The sequence below is a fragment of the Brucella lupini genome (assembly GCF_002252535.1).
Lineage (GTDB): Bacteria > Pseudomonadota > Alphaproteobacteria > Rhizobiales > Rhizobiaceae > Brucella > Brucella anthropi.
This window is the reverse complement of the sequence record NZ_NNRN01000038.1, coordinates 54,190-67,624: the sequence shown is the minus strand read 5'-3', so window position 1 is coordinate 67,624 and position 13,435 is coordinate 54,190. Positions and strand designations below refer to the sequence as shown.

Below are 13,435 nucleotides of genomic sequence, written 5' to 3'. Positions count from 1 at the left end.
AAAAATGAGCGAAGCAACCACCATCACCTGGGCAGATTTCGAACAGGTCGATATCCGCAGCGGAACCATTGTGGAAGCTGTGCCATTTCCCGAAGCGCGCAAGCCCGCCTTCAAGCTGAAGATCGATTTCGGCGAAAAGATCGGCATCAAGAAGTCGTCAGCCCAGATCACCCGGCACTACACGCCGGAGCAACTCATCGGCAAACAGATCATGGCCGTGGTGAATTTCCCGCCACGACAGATCGGCCCGTTCATGTCGGAAGTCTTGACACTCGGCATGCCGGATGAAGATGGCGAAGTGGTTCTCGCTGCAATCGACAAACCCGTGCCGAATGGTGGCAAGCTTTATTGAGAGCGGATGATTTCGCGTTAAGCAAGCGCGTTTCTCCCTCATCCTGAGGAGGCTCCTGAGCTTGCGAAAGAGCCATCTCGAAGGACGAGGGCAAGCACCGTGCGTTTTCCCTCGCCCTTCGAGATGCCGTTTTCAACGGCTCCTCAGGATGAGGGAAAAGAATAGCGTTGGAAGTATGGAACTCCGTTGTCGGATCGCTCTGTCGATGTGCAGCCGCGCATTTGACGGGGCCAGAACGCTTTAAGCCGGAATATGGATGGTCGCGCGCAGGCCGCCGGTCGGGGCGTCTTCCAGCGTAATGTCGCCACCGTGGCTGCGTGCAATATCGCGTGCAATAGCAAGACCCAGCCCGCCCGTGCCGCCGGAATCCTGCGTTCGCGCTTCATCCAGCCGGACGAAAGGCTTGAAAACGTCTTCGCGACGGTCTTCCGGAATGCCCGGCCCGTCATCGTCCACAACGACTTTCAGCCAGCCTTCGACATGCGAAATCGACAGCTCGACATTCTGCGCATGACGGAAGGCGTTTGATACGAGATTGCTGACCAGCCGCGAGAAGGCGTTCGGACGCACATGGATCTCGCTGTCGCCTTCAATATGATACTTGAAGCCGCGCTCGCGCAGGCGTGCTTCATGCTCCAGTTTTTCGCAAAGCCTCGTGACATCGTAGCTTGCGGTTTCCTCCGAACCTTCGCCACGCGCAAAGGCGAGATAGCCTTCGAGCATGGTCTGCATGTCGGCAATATCCTGATTGAGCGGCTCGGTGTCGATCGAGTGGCCAGCCAGCGCAAGCTGCAGCTTGAAGCGGGTCAGAATGGTGCGCAGATCGTGGCTGACGCCGGAAAGCATGGCAGTGCGCTGCTCGATCTGGCGTTCGATGCGCGAGCGCATCTGAATGAAGGCGATGCCTGCACGGCGCACTTCCTCGGCTCCGCGCGGATGGAACCCCTCCGGCATGGGACGCCCCTTGCCGAAACTCTCTGCGGCCTCGGCAAGCTGCTGGATCGGCTTGATCTGGTTGCGCAGGAAGGCGATGGCGATAATCAGCAGAACAAGTGCGGTGCCCACCATCCACGTCAGGAAGATGCCTGTATTGGATGCATAGGCCTGGCTGCGCCGCGCAAAGACGCGCAACACCTTGTCCTCCAGCTTGATGCGGATTTCGATGAGATCGGAATCGCCCACCGTATCGACCCAGAAGGGCCGATTGATCTGGCGGGTGATCTCTTCACTCAAGAAGTAATCGAGAATGGCGAAAAAGGGCTTGGGGCCGGGAGGTGGTAGCGGATCGGGCGGCAGGATCGAAATGTTCAGCGCCAGCCGCTGCTGCGCGATACGGATGAGATTGTCGTAGCCCGGTTCCTGCGGATAGGTTTCGAGAATGTCGATGATGCCTGCAATATCGCGCACAACGGCGGTCGACAGTCGTTCGGTCACCATCTGCCAGTGACGCTCCATGAACACATAGGCGATCACGGACTGGAGCAGAACCATCGGGGCAATGATGATGATGAGCGACCGCGCATAAAGCCCCTTCGGCATGATGCGCGCCAACCAGCGGGAGAATTTTCTCAAGGGCGATTTCATCGTGTTAAAACGTCCCTCAGTACCCTGTGGTTGCGCTCAAAAGACTTATTTTGTCGCAAAGCCGCTTCACACTTTTTGGCTCGAAAAACGCTTCCGGAAATATTGCTGTCTGCAAATGGCGTTTTCCATGAACAACATTGCGGCTGCACCTTTGGTACCTGCCGCCCTGCGTTTTGAGAAAACACCATTTCTGATCGCGATATTCCTGATTGCCGATGGTTGCTATTCGATGCTGAGCTTGTAGCCGATACCGCGCACGGTCTGGAGCCAGACCGGATTGGCCGGGTCCTGCTCGATCTTGCGGCGAAGGCGATTGATCTGGACGTCGATCGTGCGTTCACCGACATCGCCATCCTGACCGGTCAGCTCATGGCGGGGGATCGTCTCGCCGGCACGCTCGGCGAAAATCGCCATGATATCCTGCTCACGATCCGTCAGCTTGATTGTTTCCGTACCCTTTTTCAGCTCGCGGCGCGGGATGAAGAAAGTATAGGGGCCGAACACGATCTGCTCGATTTTCGGCTGTGCGGGTGGCGCGCCGCGGCGCAGGATATTGTTGATGCGAAGCGTCAGCTCGCGGGGATCGAACGGCTTGGGCAGATAATCGTCCGCACCGGCAGCCAGACCGTCGATGCGGCTGTCGGTTTCCGACAATGCCGTCAGCATCAGGATGGGGACGTTCTTCTGCTCGCGCAGCGATTTCGTCAGCGAAACGCCGGTTTCGCCCGGCATCATGACGTCGAGGATCAACAGATCGAAATCGATGCCTTCGAGCTTGCGGCGCGCTTCGGCAGCGCTTCCAGCCATGGTGACACGGAATCCGCTATTGGTCAGATATTGTGAGAGAAGGCTGCGGATACGCGTATCGTCGTCAACGACGAGGAGATGCGGCGCGTCGTCCGAGAGCGTCTTTTCTTCTTCTACAGCCATGGCGTCTTTCGATCCCATTCCGATAATTTTACTTCAGCATTCCAGCTTATGCCCGATGCTTTGGTGCACATATTATCGACTGGAATGCGGCACGTCCATTCACTGCCTGCGTGGACCTGTTTTTATACAAGCACTTATTGTCTGATCCAAAAGTCGCCATGCCTTGGCTCGCAAACAGCGTTTTTCTGCGCTTCCGGTGCTCATGTACTTGCTCAGACGCATAATCTTATCCGAAAAGTCTACAACTTTTCGGGATTATGCTTAGCAGTACACTGCGCTCCGGTTCTCGAAACCCACCATTTTCGCCACGGCCAGACGTTTTTATTCAGACACTTTGTGCAACTAGACGTAACACTCAAACCCAGTGTCGCTCGGTTCAGAGATGTCTGGTCGAACTATCTTCGGCAGAAAACTCGTCGATCTGGGCGCGCCGCTCGGGGTTGACCATATTATAGAGGAAGCGCTCGATGACTTCCCGGTCCTGCGGCGCACAGTCTTCCAGTGCACGTGCGATGCGTCGTGACTGTGGAAGGGCGAGGGCAAGCGTGAGCTGGCGGCCGCTCTTGGTCGGATAAAGCTTGCGGTGGCGGCGGTCGTGAAGGCCGGTGGCCTGAACCACATGCCCCGTATCGATCAACTGTTTAAGCACGCGCGACAGGCTCTGCTTGGTGATCCGCAGGACCTCCAGCAGCTCGGCAACCGTCATGCCGGGCTTTCGGTTGATGAAGTAGAGAACACGGTGATGCGCCCGCCCGAATCCGATCTTTTCCAGAATAAGATCAGGGTCGGCGGTAAAGTCGCGATAGGAAAAAAACAGTAGTTCGATCACGTTGAGGTCGGCCGCCTCCTCAGCCGTCAACGGATTGCTTATATAATTCATATCGTTCGTCGAATTCACATCGGTGCTCCGTTCTGCTGCGTTAAATATGTCAGCATTATTGACATAATTCAATCGCCCAGATAATTTTCGATAAGTGTAAGCTGGCTTTTTTGGAATAATGTTTGCGCTGATACGTGCAAGGAGGAGGAATAATTGCGCTAACGGGCTTCTCGCCACCGTCTCAATGGGTTGGTGATGAGATGGTTGCCGCAATATTCGAACCCTGTGGAGGATTTATTTTCTTTCCATGCATGCTCCGCCTGGGATTCGCGCAATATGTTTGCGTGACCTCAAAGCATTTTGAACAAAAAGGCCAGCAATTACGCAGGAAAAGGTGGCCGTCTCACCAGTTATATCGATTTAGCTGGGGAAGACGGGATGCGGAGAAGTTTATCTGGTCTGAAGTCGACCTGAAACCAGATCGAGACAGCGCTGCTGAGGCGTATCCCGAAAAGTATGAGGCGATTTTCGGGATACGCGTCAAAATGCATAGACAGGGCATTTCCAAGGTTTCATCCTGAAAAAAGAAATGCTCGATGAAATATTTAGGAGCAAGAAAATGGCTGCGATTCCATTCGATCAACGGGACGGATTTATCTGGCTGGACGGAGAATTCGTCGACTGGAAAGATGCAAAAATCCACGTGCTGACCCATGGTCTGCATTATGCGAGCGCGGTGTTTGAAGGCGAACGCGCCTATGGCGGCGAGATCTTCAAGCTCAATGAGCATACCGAACGCCTGCATGAATCTGCACGCATTCTCGGTTTCGAGATTCCTTTCAGCGTTGCAGAAATCAACGATGCCTGCCGCGAGCTTCTGAAGAAGCAGGGTTTTGAAGACGCCTATGTTCGCCCGATTGCCTGGCGCGGTTCGGAGTCACTGGGGGTCTCGGCGCAGAACAACCGCATTCATCTTGCCATCGCCATCTGGCAATGGCCGAGCTATTTCTCGCCCGAAGAAAAGATGAAGGGCATCCGGCTCGATATCGCTGAATATTGCCGCCCGGACCCGCGCACTGCGCCCTCGCGCTCGAAGGCTGCCGGTCTCTATATGATCTGCACGATCTCCAAGCACGCCGCCGAAGCCAAGGGCTATGCCGATGCATTGATGCTCGACTGGCGCGGACAGGTTGCGGAAGCAACCGGTGCAAACGTCTTCTTCGTGAAGGACGGCGCACTGCATACGCCGAAGCCTGACTGCTTCCTTGACGGTATCACGCGTCGCACGGTCATTGATCTTGCCAAGCGTCGCGGCATTGAAGTCATCGAGCGGGCAATCATGCCGGAAGAACTTGCCGGTTTCTCCGAATGCTTCCTGTGCGGAACAGCAGCGGAAGTGACGCCGGTATCCGAGATCGGTCAATACCGTTTCAAACCTTCCGAAATTACAAATGTTCTAATGAATGACTATTCTGCGGAAGTTCAGCCAAAGCGGGCGGCAGCCGAATAGTAGGTGCCGAACCAAGTTTTAAACAGAAAAAGAGCGGTCTTAGGGCCGCTTTTTTGTTATTCCGTCGCTTATTGTTTGACATTGGAAAGTTTCGGCACAAGATTTTTTTACCGGAGTCGCGCTATTCCGGTTTAAAACTCAGATGGGGTGACGATTATGGAATCTCTACTACCTATCATTCTCCAGCTTGTGGCTGGCGCGGTTGGTGGCAACATCGCCGGAGCAGTGAAGAATATCAGTCTGGGCACCACGGGTAACACGGTGGCAGGCGGCATCGGTGGTGTCATCCTCGGGCAGCTGCTTCCGATGTTGTCTGGCGGTGGCCTCGATTCCGTTCTCAACGGTGTTGTCGGCCAGCTGGCAGGCGGCGGCATTGGCGGTATCGTGCTCACGGCCGTTGTCGGCCTGATCAAGAACGCGATGGCTGCCAAGGCCTGACGCACTAAGACATCCCGAAAAGTGTGAAGCGCCTACGCAGAGAAATCAGTCCACTGGACTGATTTCTGATCCCGCTTCGATCGGGTAACATGTGCGTGAAAGCAAACAGTTGGAGCGCCGGTCTGATTCAATCAGATCGAAATGCGCTCTGGAGACTGCATGGTTGTGGGGACAACCGGTAAGACGAACTGTCGGGGCCTATCCCGGAAACCGTGAAACGGTTTTCGGAGTAGGCACCTCGAACAATCCTGGAGAGGGAAAACGGGCGGCTATCAGCCGCCCGTATCTATTTAAAGCTTCACCTGGCGGGCACAGGACACTATCTCTGTGTCAGAAAGCACCTTCCGGACCGCTATTTATTCAAGTGGAGTAAGACTATGGGGCAATTGCAGGCCATCATCGTTCCCGTCACGCCTTTCCAGCAGAATTGCACCATTCTGTTCGATGGCGAGACCAAGAAGGGTGTTGTGATCGATCCGGGCGGTGACCTGGATCGCATCCGCGAGGCGATTGATTCCCAAGGGATCGATGTCGAGGCCATCTGGATCACGCATGGCCATATCGATCATGCTGCGGCAGCCCTTGATCTCAAGGAAGCCCTGAATGTGGACATTATCGGCCCGCACAGGGATGATAAGTTCCTGCTCGATAATCTGGAAGCGACCGGCCTAAAGTATGGCATCACTGAAGGCGTGCGCAATGTTACGCCGGACCGCTGGCTGGATGAAGGTGACAAGGTTTCCGTCGCCGGGCACGAATTCGACGTCTTCCACACGCCGGGCCATGCGCCGGGGCACGTCGTGTTCTTCAACCCCGAAGCGCGGTTTGCGATAGTCGGTGATGTGCTTTTCAACGGCTCGGTCGGGCGCACTGATCTGCCAGGCGGTGATCACGCGGCGCTGATTCGCTCCATCAAGGAAAAGCTGCTGCCGCTCGGGGACGATATAGGTTTCATTTGCGGGCATGGTCCCGGTGGTCGGTTCGGTGATGAACGGCGCTCCAATCCATTTTTGAACGACATCGGATATGCATAAAAAAAGCCGCCTTTAAAGGCGGCTTTTCCTCGGGATGGTTTGCTTTGGAGCACCGATCTGGTTGAAGCAGATCGGTGCTCTAATCACTTGTTTTGACGCGCATCTTATCCGAAAACCGTTTCACACTTTTCGGGATGTGCTTTAATTTGCGGAGCAGAAGTGATCACGTCCGTCATAACCGCGATAGGTGCCGGTATTCGGATTGAATGACCGGTAACGGTCGGCGCAATACTGGTACCAGCCACGGCTCCATGGCTCATAGCTTGAGCGATAATAAGTCGCCTGACGAGCCGGGGCTGCCGGGTAATAAGCTGGCGGCGGCGGAGGCGGTGCATAGACCGGGGCAGGCTGCACATAGGTCGGTTGTGGCTGGCTCAGCGCGCTGCCGATGAGGGCACCTGCTGCAAGGCCGATCACACCTGCGGCAACGGCGTCGCCATGGTTGCGATGCCGGTCGCGGTAGTAGGGACGATCCCAGCCGCCACGATCCCAGCCATGGCGACCCCAGGAATCTGCCGATGCTGTAGCAAGCGGTGCGGCAACTGCCGCAAGGGATGCCGCTGCCAGAATGGCTGTTTTCGCAAATCGGTTCATTGTTCGCTCCTTCAGAAGCTCGACTGTAATTTCTCCGATACGCTCGCCGAACGGGCACACACGTATCGTTTATGAATAACTAATTAACTGTTTCGACATGAATGGAGGCTGAACAATGGTGAAGGGCGATGGAAAGCTGTCAGTTTCCGGTCAATTACATGCAGCATCTGTAATATTTCGCGCCTGAATGATCATCCGTTCAGGGTTGCATACTGGCAATAAAAAACCCCGGCAAAAGCCGGGGCAAGTGGTAGGTTCTTTTATGAACGATCAGCCGGTAACGGTGATGTTCACGGCCTTCGGGCCTTTGCCGCGACGATCCGGTTCCGTCTCGTAGGAAACCTTCTGATTGTCTGCGAGGCCAGTGAGGCCAGAAGCCTGTACAGCAGAAATGTGTACGAAGATGTCAGCGCCACCGTCGTCCGGCTTGATGAAACCGAAACCTTTTTCGGTATTGAAGAATTTGACCAGTCCGGTCTGTGCCATGGGATCCGTTCCTTTTCCTTGGCGCCACCGCTCTTGTGGAGACAGTGGTATTACAAATTCTGCCAAGCGCACCACACACCCGGCAGAGGGTTATGCAGGCAGTTCTCGACATTGGGAAGGAACCGATCATTGCCGAAGGGGAGCCTTCGACCCGGAACTTATAGCGGCCCCGGCGCGCCGTTCTTCCAGTCTTCCATTTGTTCGCTAAATGCCCGAACAGGTGGAGACTGATCTATGAAGCGGTATTTGGCAAGCAAATTCTTTGGGGGGAACATGATTGGTTATCTTTGAACCGGTATCGTCAGAATTTTTTACGATTGTTTCAAGAAAATCATCGACTCAATCCCAAAATAGAACAGGCTAACCCTAATATATCGCGAATTTAAACGGATATGTCCTGGTATTTTCATCGATTGCGCGAAACTATGCATGCGCCACCGGCGGCGCGCAGCTTCGCACAAATGCTGTCGGCTTCTCCGCGGCTGTTGGCGCCGATGCGTACTGCATAGATGCCACGGCGTCCCATCGGCGTCCGTATCCGGCTGATAACGGGGTCGTGGCCTGCCAGCACGGCGCTGAACTGCTTGCGCAGGCGCACCCATTGATTGGCAGCGGCGCTGCGGCGGAAATTGCCAGCGACCTGAATGCCCCATGGCTTAGGTTTCACGCGCGACATCGGAATTGTGGCGCTGCGGATGATCGGCAGGCGCTTGCAGGCATCGACGAAGGCGAGCTTGGGATCGAGCGGGCGGTTCACGACCTCCTTGCCTGCCGCGAAATCGTCGGCAGGTGCGCCGGTAATGTCCAGCACGTAATTTTCAGTTTCGAGCGGCAGAAATCCGCCGGACCGCATCCAGCTGGAAACACGCCCGGCCCCTGCATTATAGGCGGCGGCTGCAAGGCCCCAATTGCCGAAAGCGCCTTTAAGGTCGCGCAGGAAACTCGCCGATGCGGGAATGGCCTGTTCTATGTCGAAAGGGTCGGCAAGCCCACGCTCCTTAGCAGTATAAGGCATGAACTGCGCAATGCCTTCAGCGCCGACAGGGCTGACCGCGTTGTGATCGAAACGGCTTTCTTTCCAGATGAGCCGGGCGAAGAAGTCGCGCGGGATGCCGTGGATGTCGGCATTGGCACCGATGAGCTGGCAGATGCGACCGACGGTCGGGACTTTCTTCTCCGGCGGTAAAGGCGGCGCATAGACTGGCGGGTTTGGCTCGCTCGCTGCATAGGATGCAGCCACGCCGGAAGGCAGGCTGAAAAGCTGCGAAGCCAGGATAAATGCTATGCCGTGCCGATAACGTTTCATGCTGCCTGTTCCGCCCCTCAACTTCGGCCAAAGTAACCTATATGGGCGGGTTGTCGATATGATCTGCAAGGTTTTGCACTTTTGCGAAAAGACTTGCTCTTATCGTAGGTTGCGCCATTTTAGTGACCGGGACAGATCGGATTTATCCGGACAAGGGAGAGGAAAATGCAGTTTCATCGATTCAGACAATTGGCTGTGCTTGCGGGCGCTCTGCTTCTCGCCGGTTGTGTTGCCGAAGGCGGCCCGGATTATCGTCCGCCGATTCGCCCTGGACCGTCGCAGCCGCAGATGTGCCCGATGATCTATGCTCCCGTCTGCGCCACGCGCGGTTCTTCGCGCAAGACCTTCGGCAATTCCTGTCAGGCAAGAGCTGAGGGCTATCGCGTCATCGCAAATGGCCAGTGCTCATCAAGACCGGGTCCGGGATGGGGCGGCGAAGGCGGCATGCGTCCGCCGCATCAGGGCAACAGACCGGGCAGGCCGGGCGCGGGTGCTTGCACGCGGGAATATATGCCTGTTTGCGCAAGACGCGGTAACGACAGGCGCACTTTCCCCAACCGTTGCGAAGCCGACCGTGCAGGCTATCGCATTATGAATGGCGGGCAGTGCCGCTGAGTATAGAAAATCGAATGGCCGTTCGTGATGTGTTGGAAGATCGGTAAGTATTCCAACACATAATCAACGATCTCGGTCACCGTCCCGGTCGGCCTGTCTTGCCGGGGCGGCGTTTCTTGCGCGCTGTTTCGGCAGGGTCCTCGTAAGACCCGATGCCTGCGCGCTCACGGCGGATTGCGGCATCGTCGCCGCCACTTGGCACTTCGGTCCGCTTGACCGTCATTTCATCGAGTGTGTTCTTGCGGAAGAGCGGTTTTGCCATGTCGGTGCCCGGTCCCATATCGTCAAGCGACGGCTTCTGGAACAAAGACGGCTTACCAAGCGGGCGCGTCGTATCGGCGCCCATTTCATCCAGTGCCGGTTTGCGGAAACGGGAATTGCCGGTGGGTTTGCCCTTGTTGCGGCCTGCGCCTGCATCGCCCGCCTCAAACTCGCGTGCCAGCGGGTCGTCGGCAATAGCCAGTTCCGTCTCACGCAGCCGCTTGATTTCGTCGCGCAGGCGCGCGGCCTTTTCGAAGTCGAGATCGGCAGCGGCGTCGCGCATCTGCTTTTCCAGATGCTCCAGATGGGCGGCAAGATTGTTGCCCATCATCGCGCCTTCTTCCGCAAAGCCCGAAATATCCGCGCGGACATGATCGCGCTCGTAAACCGAGCCAAGAATATCCGAGATATTCTTCTTCACCGAGGCAGGCGTGATGCCGTGCTCTTCATTATAGGCAACCTGCTTCTCACGGCGGCGGCTGGTTTCATCCATCGCGCGCTGCATCGAGCCGGTAATATTGTCGGCGTAGAGAATGACCTTGCCGTCAACGTTACGCGCTGCACGTCCAATGGTCTGAACCAGTGAGGTTTCCGAGCGCAGGAAGCCTTCCTTGTCGGCATCGAGAATGGCGACGAAGCCGCATTCCGGAATGTCGAGACCTTCGCGCAGGAGGTTGATACCAACCAGCACATCGAAGGCGCCGAGACGCAGATCGCGAATGATTTCGATACGCTCCAGCGTGTCGATATCGGAATGCATGTAGCGAACGCGCACGCCCTGTTCATGCAGATATTCCGTCAGGTCTTCGGCCATGCGCTTGGTCAGCACCGTGACCAATGTACGGTAACCCTTCTGTGCCGTTTCTCGAATTTCGCCGAGTACGTCATCGACCTGTGACTTGGCAGGGCGGATTTCGACGGGCGGATCGATCAGCCCGGTCGGGCGGATGACCTGTTCTGCGAACACGCCGCCAGCTTCTTCCATTTCCCAGCCGCCCGGCGTTGCCGAAACGGCAATGGTCTGCGGGCGCATGGCGTCCCATTCCTCGAAACGGAGCGGGCGATTGTCCATGCAGGATGGCAGACGGAAACCATATTCGGCAAGCGTTGCCTTGCGGCGGAAGTCGCCGCGATACATGCCGCCGATCTGCGGAACCGTGACGTGGCTTTCGTCGATGAAAACCAGCGCATTGTCCGAAATATATTCGAACAGCGTCGGCGGCGGCTCGCCGGGATTGCGGCCGGTCAGATAGCGCGAATAGTTTTCAATACCCGCACAGGAACCGGTTGCTTCCAGCATTTCGAGATCGAATGTCGTGCGCTGGTCGAGGCGCTGGGCTTCCAGCAGACGCCCGGCATTGTTCAGTTCGACAAGGCGATGCTTCAGCTCTTCCTTGATCGACTTGATCGCCTGATTGAGGGTCGGGCGTGGTGTCACATAGTGCGAATTCGCATAAATCTTGACCGATTTCAGATCGCCGGTCTTCTGGCCGGTGAGCGGGTCGAACTCGGTGATGGTCTCGATCTCATCGCCGAAAAGCGAAATGCGCCAGGCGCGATCTTCCAAGTGGGCCGGGAACAATTCGATCGTGTCGCCGCGCACGCGGAACGAGCCTCGCACGAAATTGATGTCCTGCCGCTTGTATTGCTGGGCCACGAGATCGGCGAGCAGCTGGCGCTGATCGAGCCGGTCCCCGATCTTCATTTCGAAGGTCATGGCCGTATAGGTTTCGACCGATCCGATACCGTAGATGCACGATACGGAAGCGACGATAATCACATCGTCGCGTTCGAGCAGCGCGCGGGTGGCCGAGTGGCGCATCCGGTCGATCTGTTCGTTGATGGACGATTCCTTCTCGATATAAGTGTCCGAGCGCGGCACATAGGCTTCCGGCTGGTAATAATCGTAGTAGGAAACGAAATATTCGACGGCGTTGTTCGGAAAGAAGCTCTTGAACTCGCCATAAAGCTGTGCGGCCAAGGTCTTGTTCGGCGCCAGGATCAGGGCAGGGCGTTGCGTCCGCTGGATGACCTGCGCCATGGTGAAGGTCTTGCCCGAACCGGTGACACCGAGCAGGACCTGCGTGCGGTCGTCGTTGTCCAGCCCTTCCAGCAAATCGCGAATAGCCGTCGGCTGGTCACCGGACGGTTCGAAACTGGTTTCCATCTCGATGGCGATGCCGCCTTCGGATTTATCCGGACGTGCCGGGCGGTGAGGCGTCCAGAGTTCGCCGTTCTTGAACAGCGGATTGCCGGAGGCAATCAGGTCCGACAGGGCCTGAACTGTTGCGGTTGCACCGGACGGGTTCAGTCCGGCAGCGTCTTCCAGACTGATGTCGAGACCGGCAACCGGATTGAGGCCAGCCGCCGCCCGCTCCTTGGCGGATGCAGCTCCGCCCATGGACGTACCGCGCCCGCTGCGCGACGCTTCCTTGCTGCGCTCGGGAATTTTCTTGGGTTGTTTTGGGTTTTTCGCGCGTGGTTTCGCAGCCTCGTCGCCGATCTCCTTCGCCCAATCAGCAATGGGGCCGGCGATGGAGCCGGAAAGGGGCGCACCGGAAAGTTCGGCTTGTGGTGCTTCACCGAAGCCGCCAGCCTTGTCGTGCGAATCCTGGGAGTGTTTGTCTTTTGAGGAAGCCATGCCCTCAATATGGATTTTCAGCGTCCAAATGAAAAGAGTGCGAAGGCGAAATCCTCCGCACCCTTACTCTATCTGGCGATGCTCCTGACAGAAGGTTGTCAGGAGGTGTGGTTCCAGAGGCGGCTTTACAGCCTGCCGCCGGGACGCATGCGAGGGCCGGGACCAAAACCATGCCCGAAGCCGGGGCCAAAACCGGGATGATAGCCCGGATGATCGTTCCAGCCGGGACGGTCCGTCCAGTGTGGGCGTGCTGGTCCCCTGTTCGACTGGCAATTACGCCCGATGCAGCCATTATAGACATTGCCGCCACCGTTCCAGCCGCGATAAGGACCTGGACCCCAGCCGGGGCCCCAGTAGGGGCCGCTGTTGGCCGCCAGTGCCGAACCGATGGCGATGCCTGCGATGAGCGGTATGCCAACCGCTGCGGCGGTCGATCCGAAATTGTCGTTCGTCGTGTAGCCGTTGCCTGTCTGAATGGCGATGTAGCTCGATGCAGCCCAGCCGGTCATGCCGCCATAGGTCACCTGACACCAGCCATAGCCGCTGGTGCAGCCAGCCACCGTAATACCGACGCCATTCGGGATCGCCCCGATGGTTCCGTACTGGGTGCCCGGGCCGACGCGAAGATTAATCGTCGATGTTACAATTGCCGATGATGCATAAGCATTCGTTGAAACAAGAAGTGCTAATGTAACTATGGAGGACTTAACCGATAGTTTCATATATCATTCCTCTAATATACTTTCTTTAATTACTTATAACATGAAGATTATTATTTACGTGCATCACGATTTTTCGATTTCAATTCATGATTAATGAATATCGACCTCTTGAAATCGGCTTTCACACTAACGGTTTAAGCGC

Annotated in this window: 14 protein-coding genes; 6 read left to right on the top strand and 8 right to left on the bottom strand. The window is 56.5% G+C overall.

Translation table 11 applies throughout. The features are described 5' to 3' along the window. The first annotated feature begins 4 nt into the window (after positions 1-4). Positions 5-352 carry a tRNA-binding protein gene (locus CES86_RS06610; protein ID WP_094513976.1) on the top strand — a complete coding sequence of 116 codons (348 nt, stop codon included), beginning with the start codon at positions 5-7 and terminating at the stop codon, positions 350-352. Positions 353-592: 240 nt separating this feature from the next. Here the strand turns inward: CES86_RS06610 and CES86_RS06605 are convergent, their stop codons facing one another. Next, positions 593-1,936, bottom strand: a complete 1,344-nt coding sequence (locus tag CES86_RS06605) for an ATP-binding protein (RefSeq protein ID WP_094513974.1) — start codon at positions 1,934-1,936, stop codon at positions 593-595. Between CES86_RS06605 and CES86_RS27465 the strand changes: the two genes are divergently transcribed. Then, positions 1,890-2,180, top strand: coding sequence for a hypothetical protein (locus CES86_RS27465; RefSeq protein ID WP_167387099.1), 291 nt, complete (start codon positions 1,890-1,892; stop codon positions 2,178-2,180). The two genes, CES86_RS06605 and CES86_RS27465, sit on opposite strands and share 47 nt — an antisense overlap. Here the strand turns inward: CES86_RS27465 and CES86_RS06600 are convergent. Both CES86_RS06600 and CES86_RS06595 read right to left on the bottom strand, forming a co-directional pair. Then, positions 2,159-2,866 carry a response regulator gene (locus CES86_RS06600; protein WP_061346454.1) on the bottom strand — a complete coding sequence of 236 codons (708 nt, stop codon included), beginning with the start codon at positions 2,864-2,866 and terminating at the stop codon, positions 2,159-2,161. The genes CES86_RS27465 and CES86_RS06600 overlap by 22 nt on opposite strands. A 376-nt stretch (positions 2,867-3,242) precedes the next feature. Beyond that, positions 3,243-3,764 carry a MarR family winged helix-turn-helix transcriptional regulator gene (locus tag CES86_RS06595; protein ID WP_010659631.1) on the bottom strand — a complete coding sequence of 174 codons (522 nt, stop codon included), beginning with the start codon at positions 3,762-3,764 and terminating at the stop codon, positions 3,243-3,245. Between the two features lie 541 nt (positions 3,765-4,305). Between CES86_RS06595 and CES86_RS06585 the strand changes: the two genes are divergently transcribed. The 3 genes from CES86_RS06585 (at position 4,306) to CES86_RS06575 (ending at position 6,668) form a co-directional block, all read left to right on the top strand. Then, positions 4,306-5,196 carry a branched-chain amino acid aminotransferase gene (locus CES86_RS06585; RefSeq protein WP_010659633.1) on the top strand — a complete coding sequence of 297 codons (891 nt, stop codon included), beginning with the start codon at positions 4,306-4,308 and terminating at the stop codon, positions 5,194-5,196. A gap of 156 nt (positions 5,197-5,352) precedes the next feature. Continuing rightward, positions 5,353-5,634, top strand: coding sequence for a hypothetical protein (locus CES86_RS06580; protein ID WP_010659634.1), 282 nt, complete (start codon positions 5,353-5,355; stop codon positions 5,632-5,634). Positions 5,635-6,011: 377 nt separating this feature from the next. Next, positions 6,012-6,668: an MBL fold metallo-hydrolase gene (locus CES86_RS06575; RefSeq protein ID WP_029929127.1), complete on the top strand. Its 657-nt coding sequence runs from the start codon at positions 6,012-6,014 to the stop codon at positions 6,666-6,668. Positions 6,669-6,809: 141 nt separating this feature from the next. On the opposite strand, the gene CES86_RS06570 is transcribed toward CES86_RS06575, so the two are convergent. The 3 genes from CES86_RS06570 to CES86_RS06555 form a co-directional block, all read right to left on the bottom strand. After that, the gene (locus CES86_RS06570; protein ID WP_010659636.1) at positions 6,810-7,262 is read right to left on the bottom strand and encodes a BA14K family protein; all 453 of its coding nucleotides are present in this window, start codon (positions 7,260-7,262) and stop codon (positions 6,810-6,812) included. Between the two features lie 270 nt (positions 7,263-7,532). Next, positions 7,533-7,748, bottom strand: coding sequence for a cold-shock protein (locus CES86_RS06565; RefSeq protein WP_010659637.1), 216 nt, complete (start codon positions 7,746-7,748; stop codon positions 7,533-7,535). Between the two features lie 406 nt (positions 7,749-8,154). Beyond that, complete coding sequence (locus tag CES86_RS06555; protein ID WP_012091676.1) at positions 8,155-9,054, bottom strand: SPOR domain-containing protein; 900 nt, start codon at positions 9,052-9,054, stop codon at positions 8,155-8,157. A gap of 165 nt (positions 9,055-9,219) precedes the next feature. Here CES86_RS06555 and CES86_RS06550 point away from each other — a divergent pair, with 165 nt between their 5' ends. Then, positions 9,220-9,669 (top strand): Kazal-type serine protease inhibitor family protein, encoded by a 450-nt coding sequence (locus CES86_RS06550; RefSeq protein ID WP_010659639.1) that lies wholly within the window; start codon positions 9,220-9,222, stop codon positions 9,667-9,669. Between the two features lie 76 nt (positions 9,670-9,745). On the opposite strand, the gene uvrB is transcribed toward CES86_RS06550, so the two are convergent. Next, complete coding sequence (gene uvrB, locus CES86_RS06545) at positions 9,746-12,571, bottom strand: excinuclease ABC subunit UvrB (protein ID WP_094513971.1); 2,826 nt, start codon at positions 12,569-12,571, stop codon at positions 9,746-9,748. 125 nt (positions 12,572-12,696) lie between these two features. Continuing rightward, complete coding sequence (locus CES86_RS06540; protein WP_010659641.1) at positions 12,697-13,293, bottom strand: SH3 domain-containing protein; 597 nt, start codon at positions 13,291-13,293, stop codon at positions 12,697-12,699. Positions 13,294-13,435: the final 142 nt, after the last annotated feature.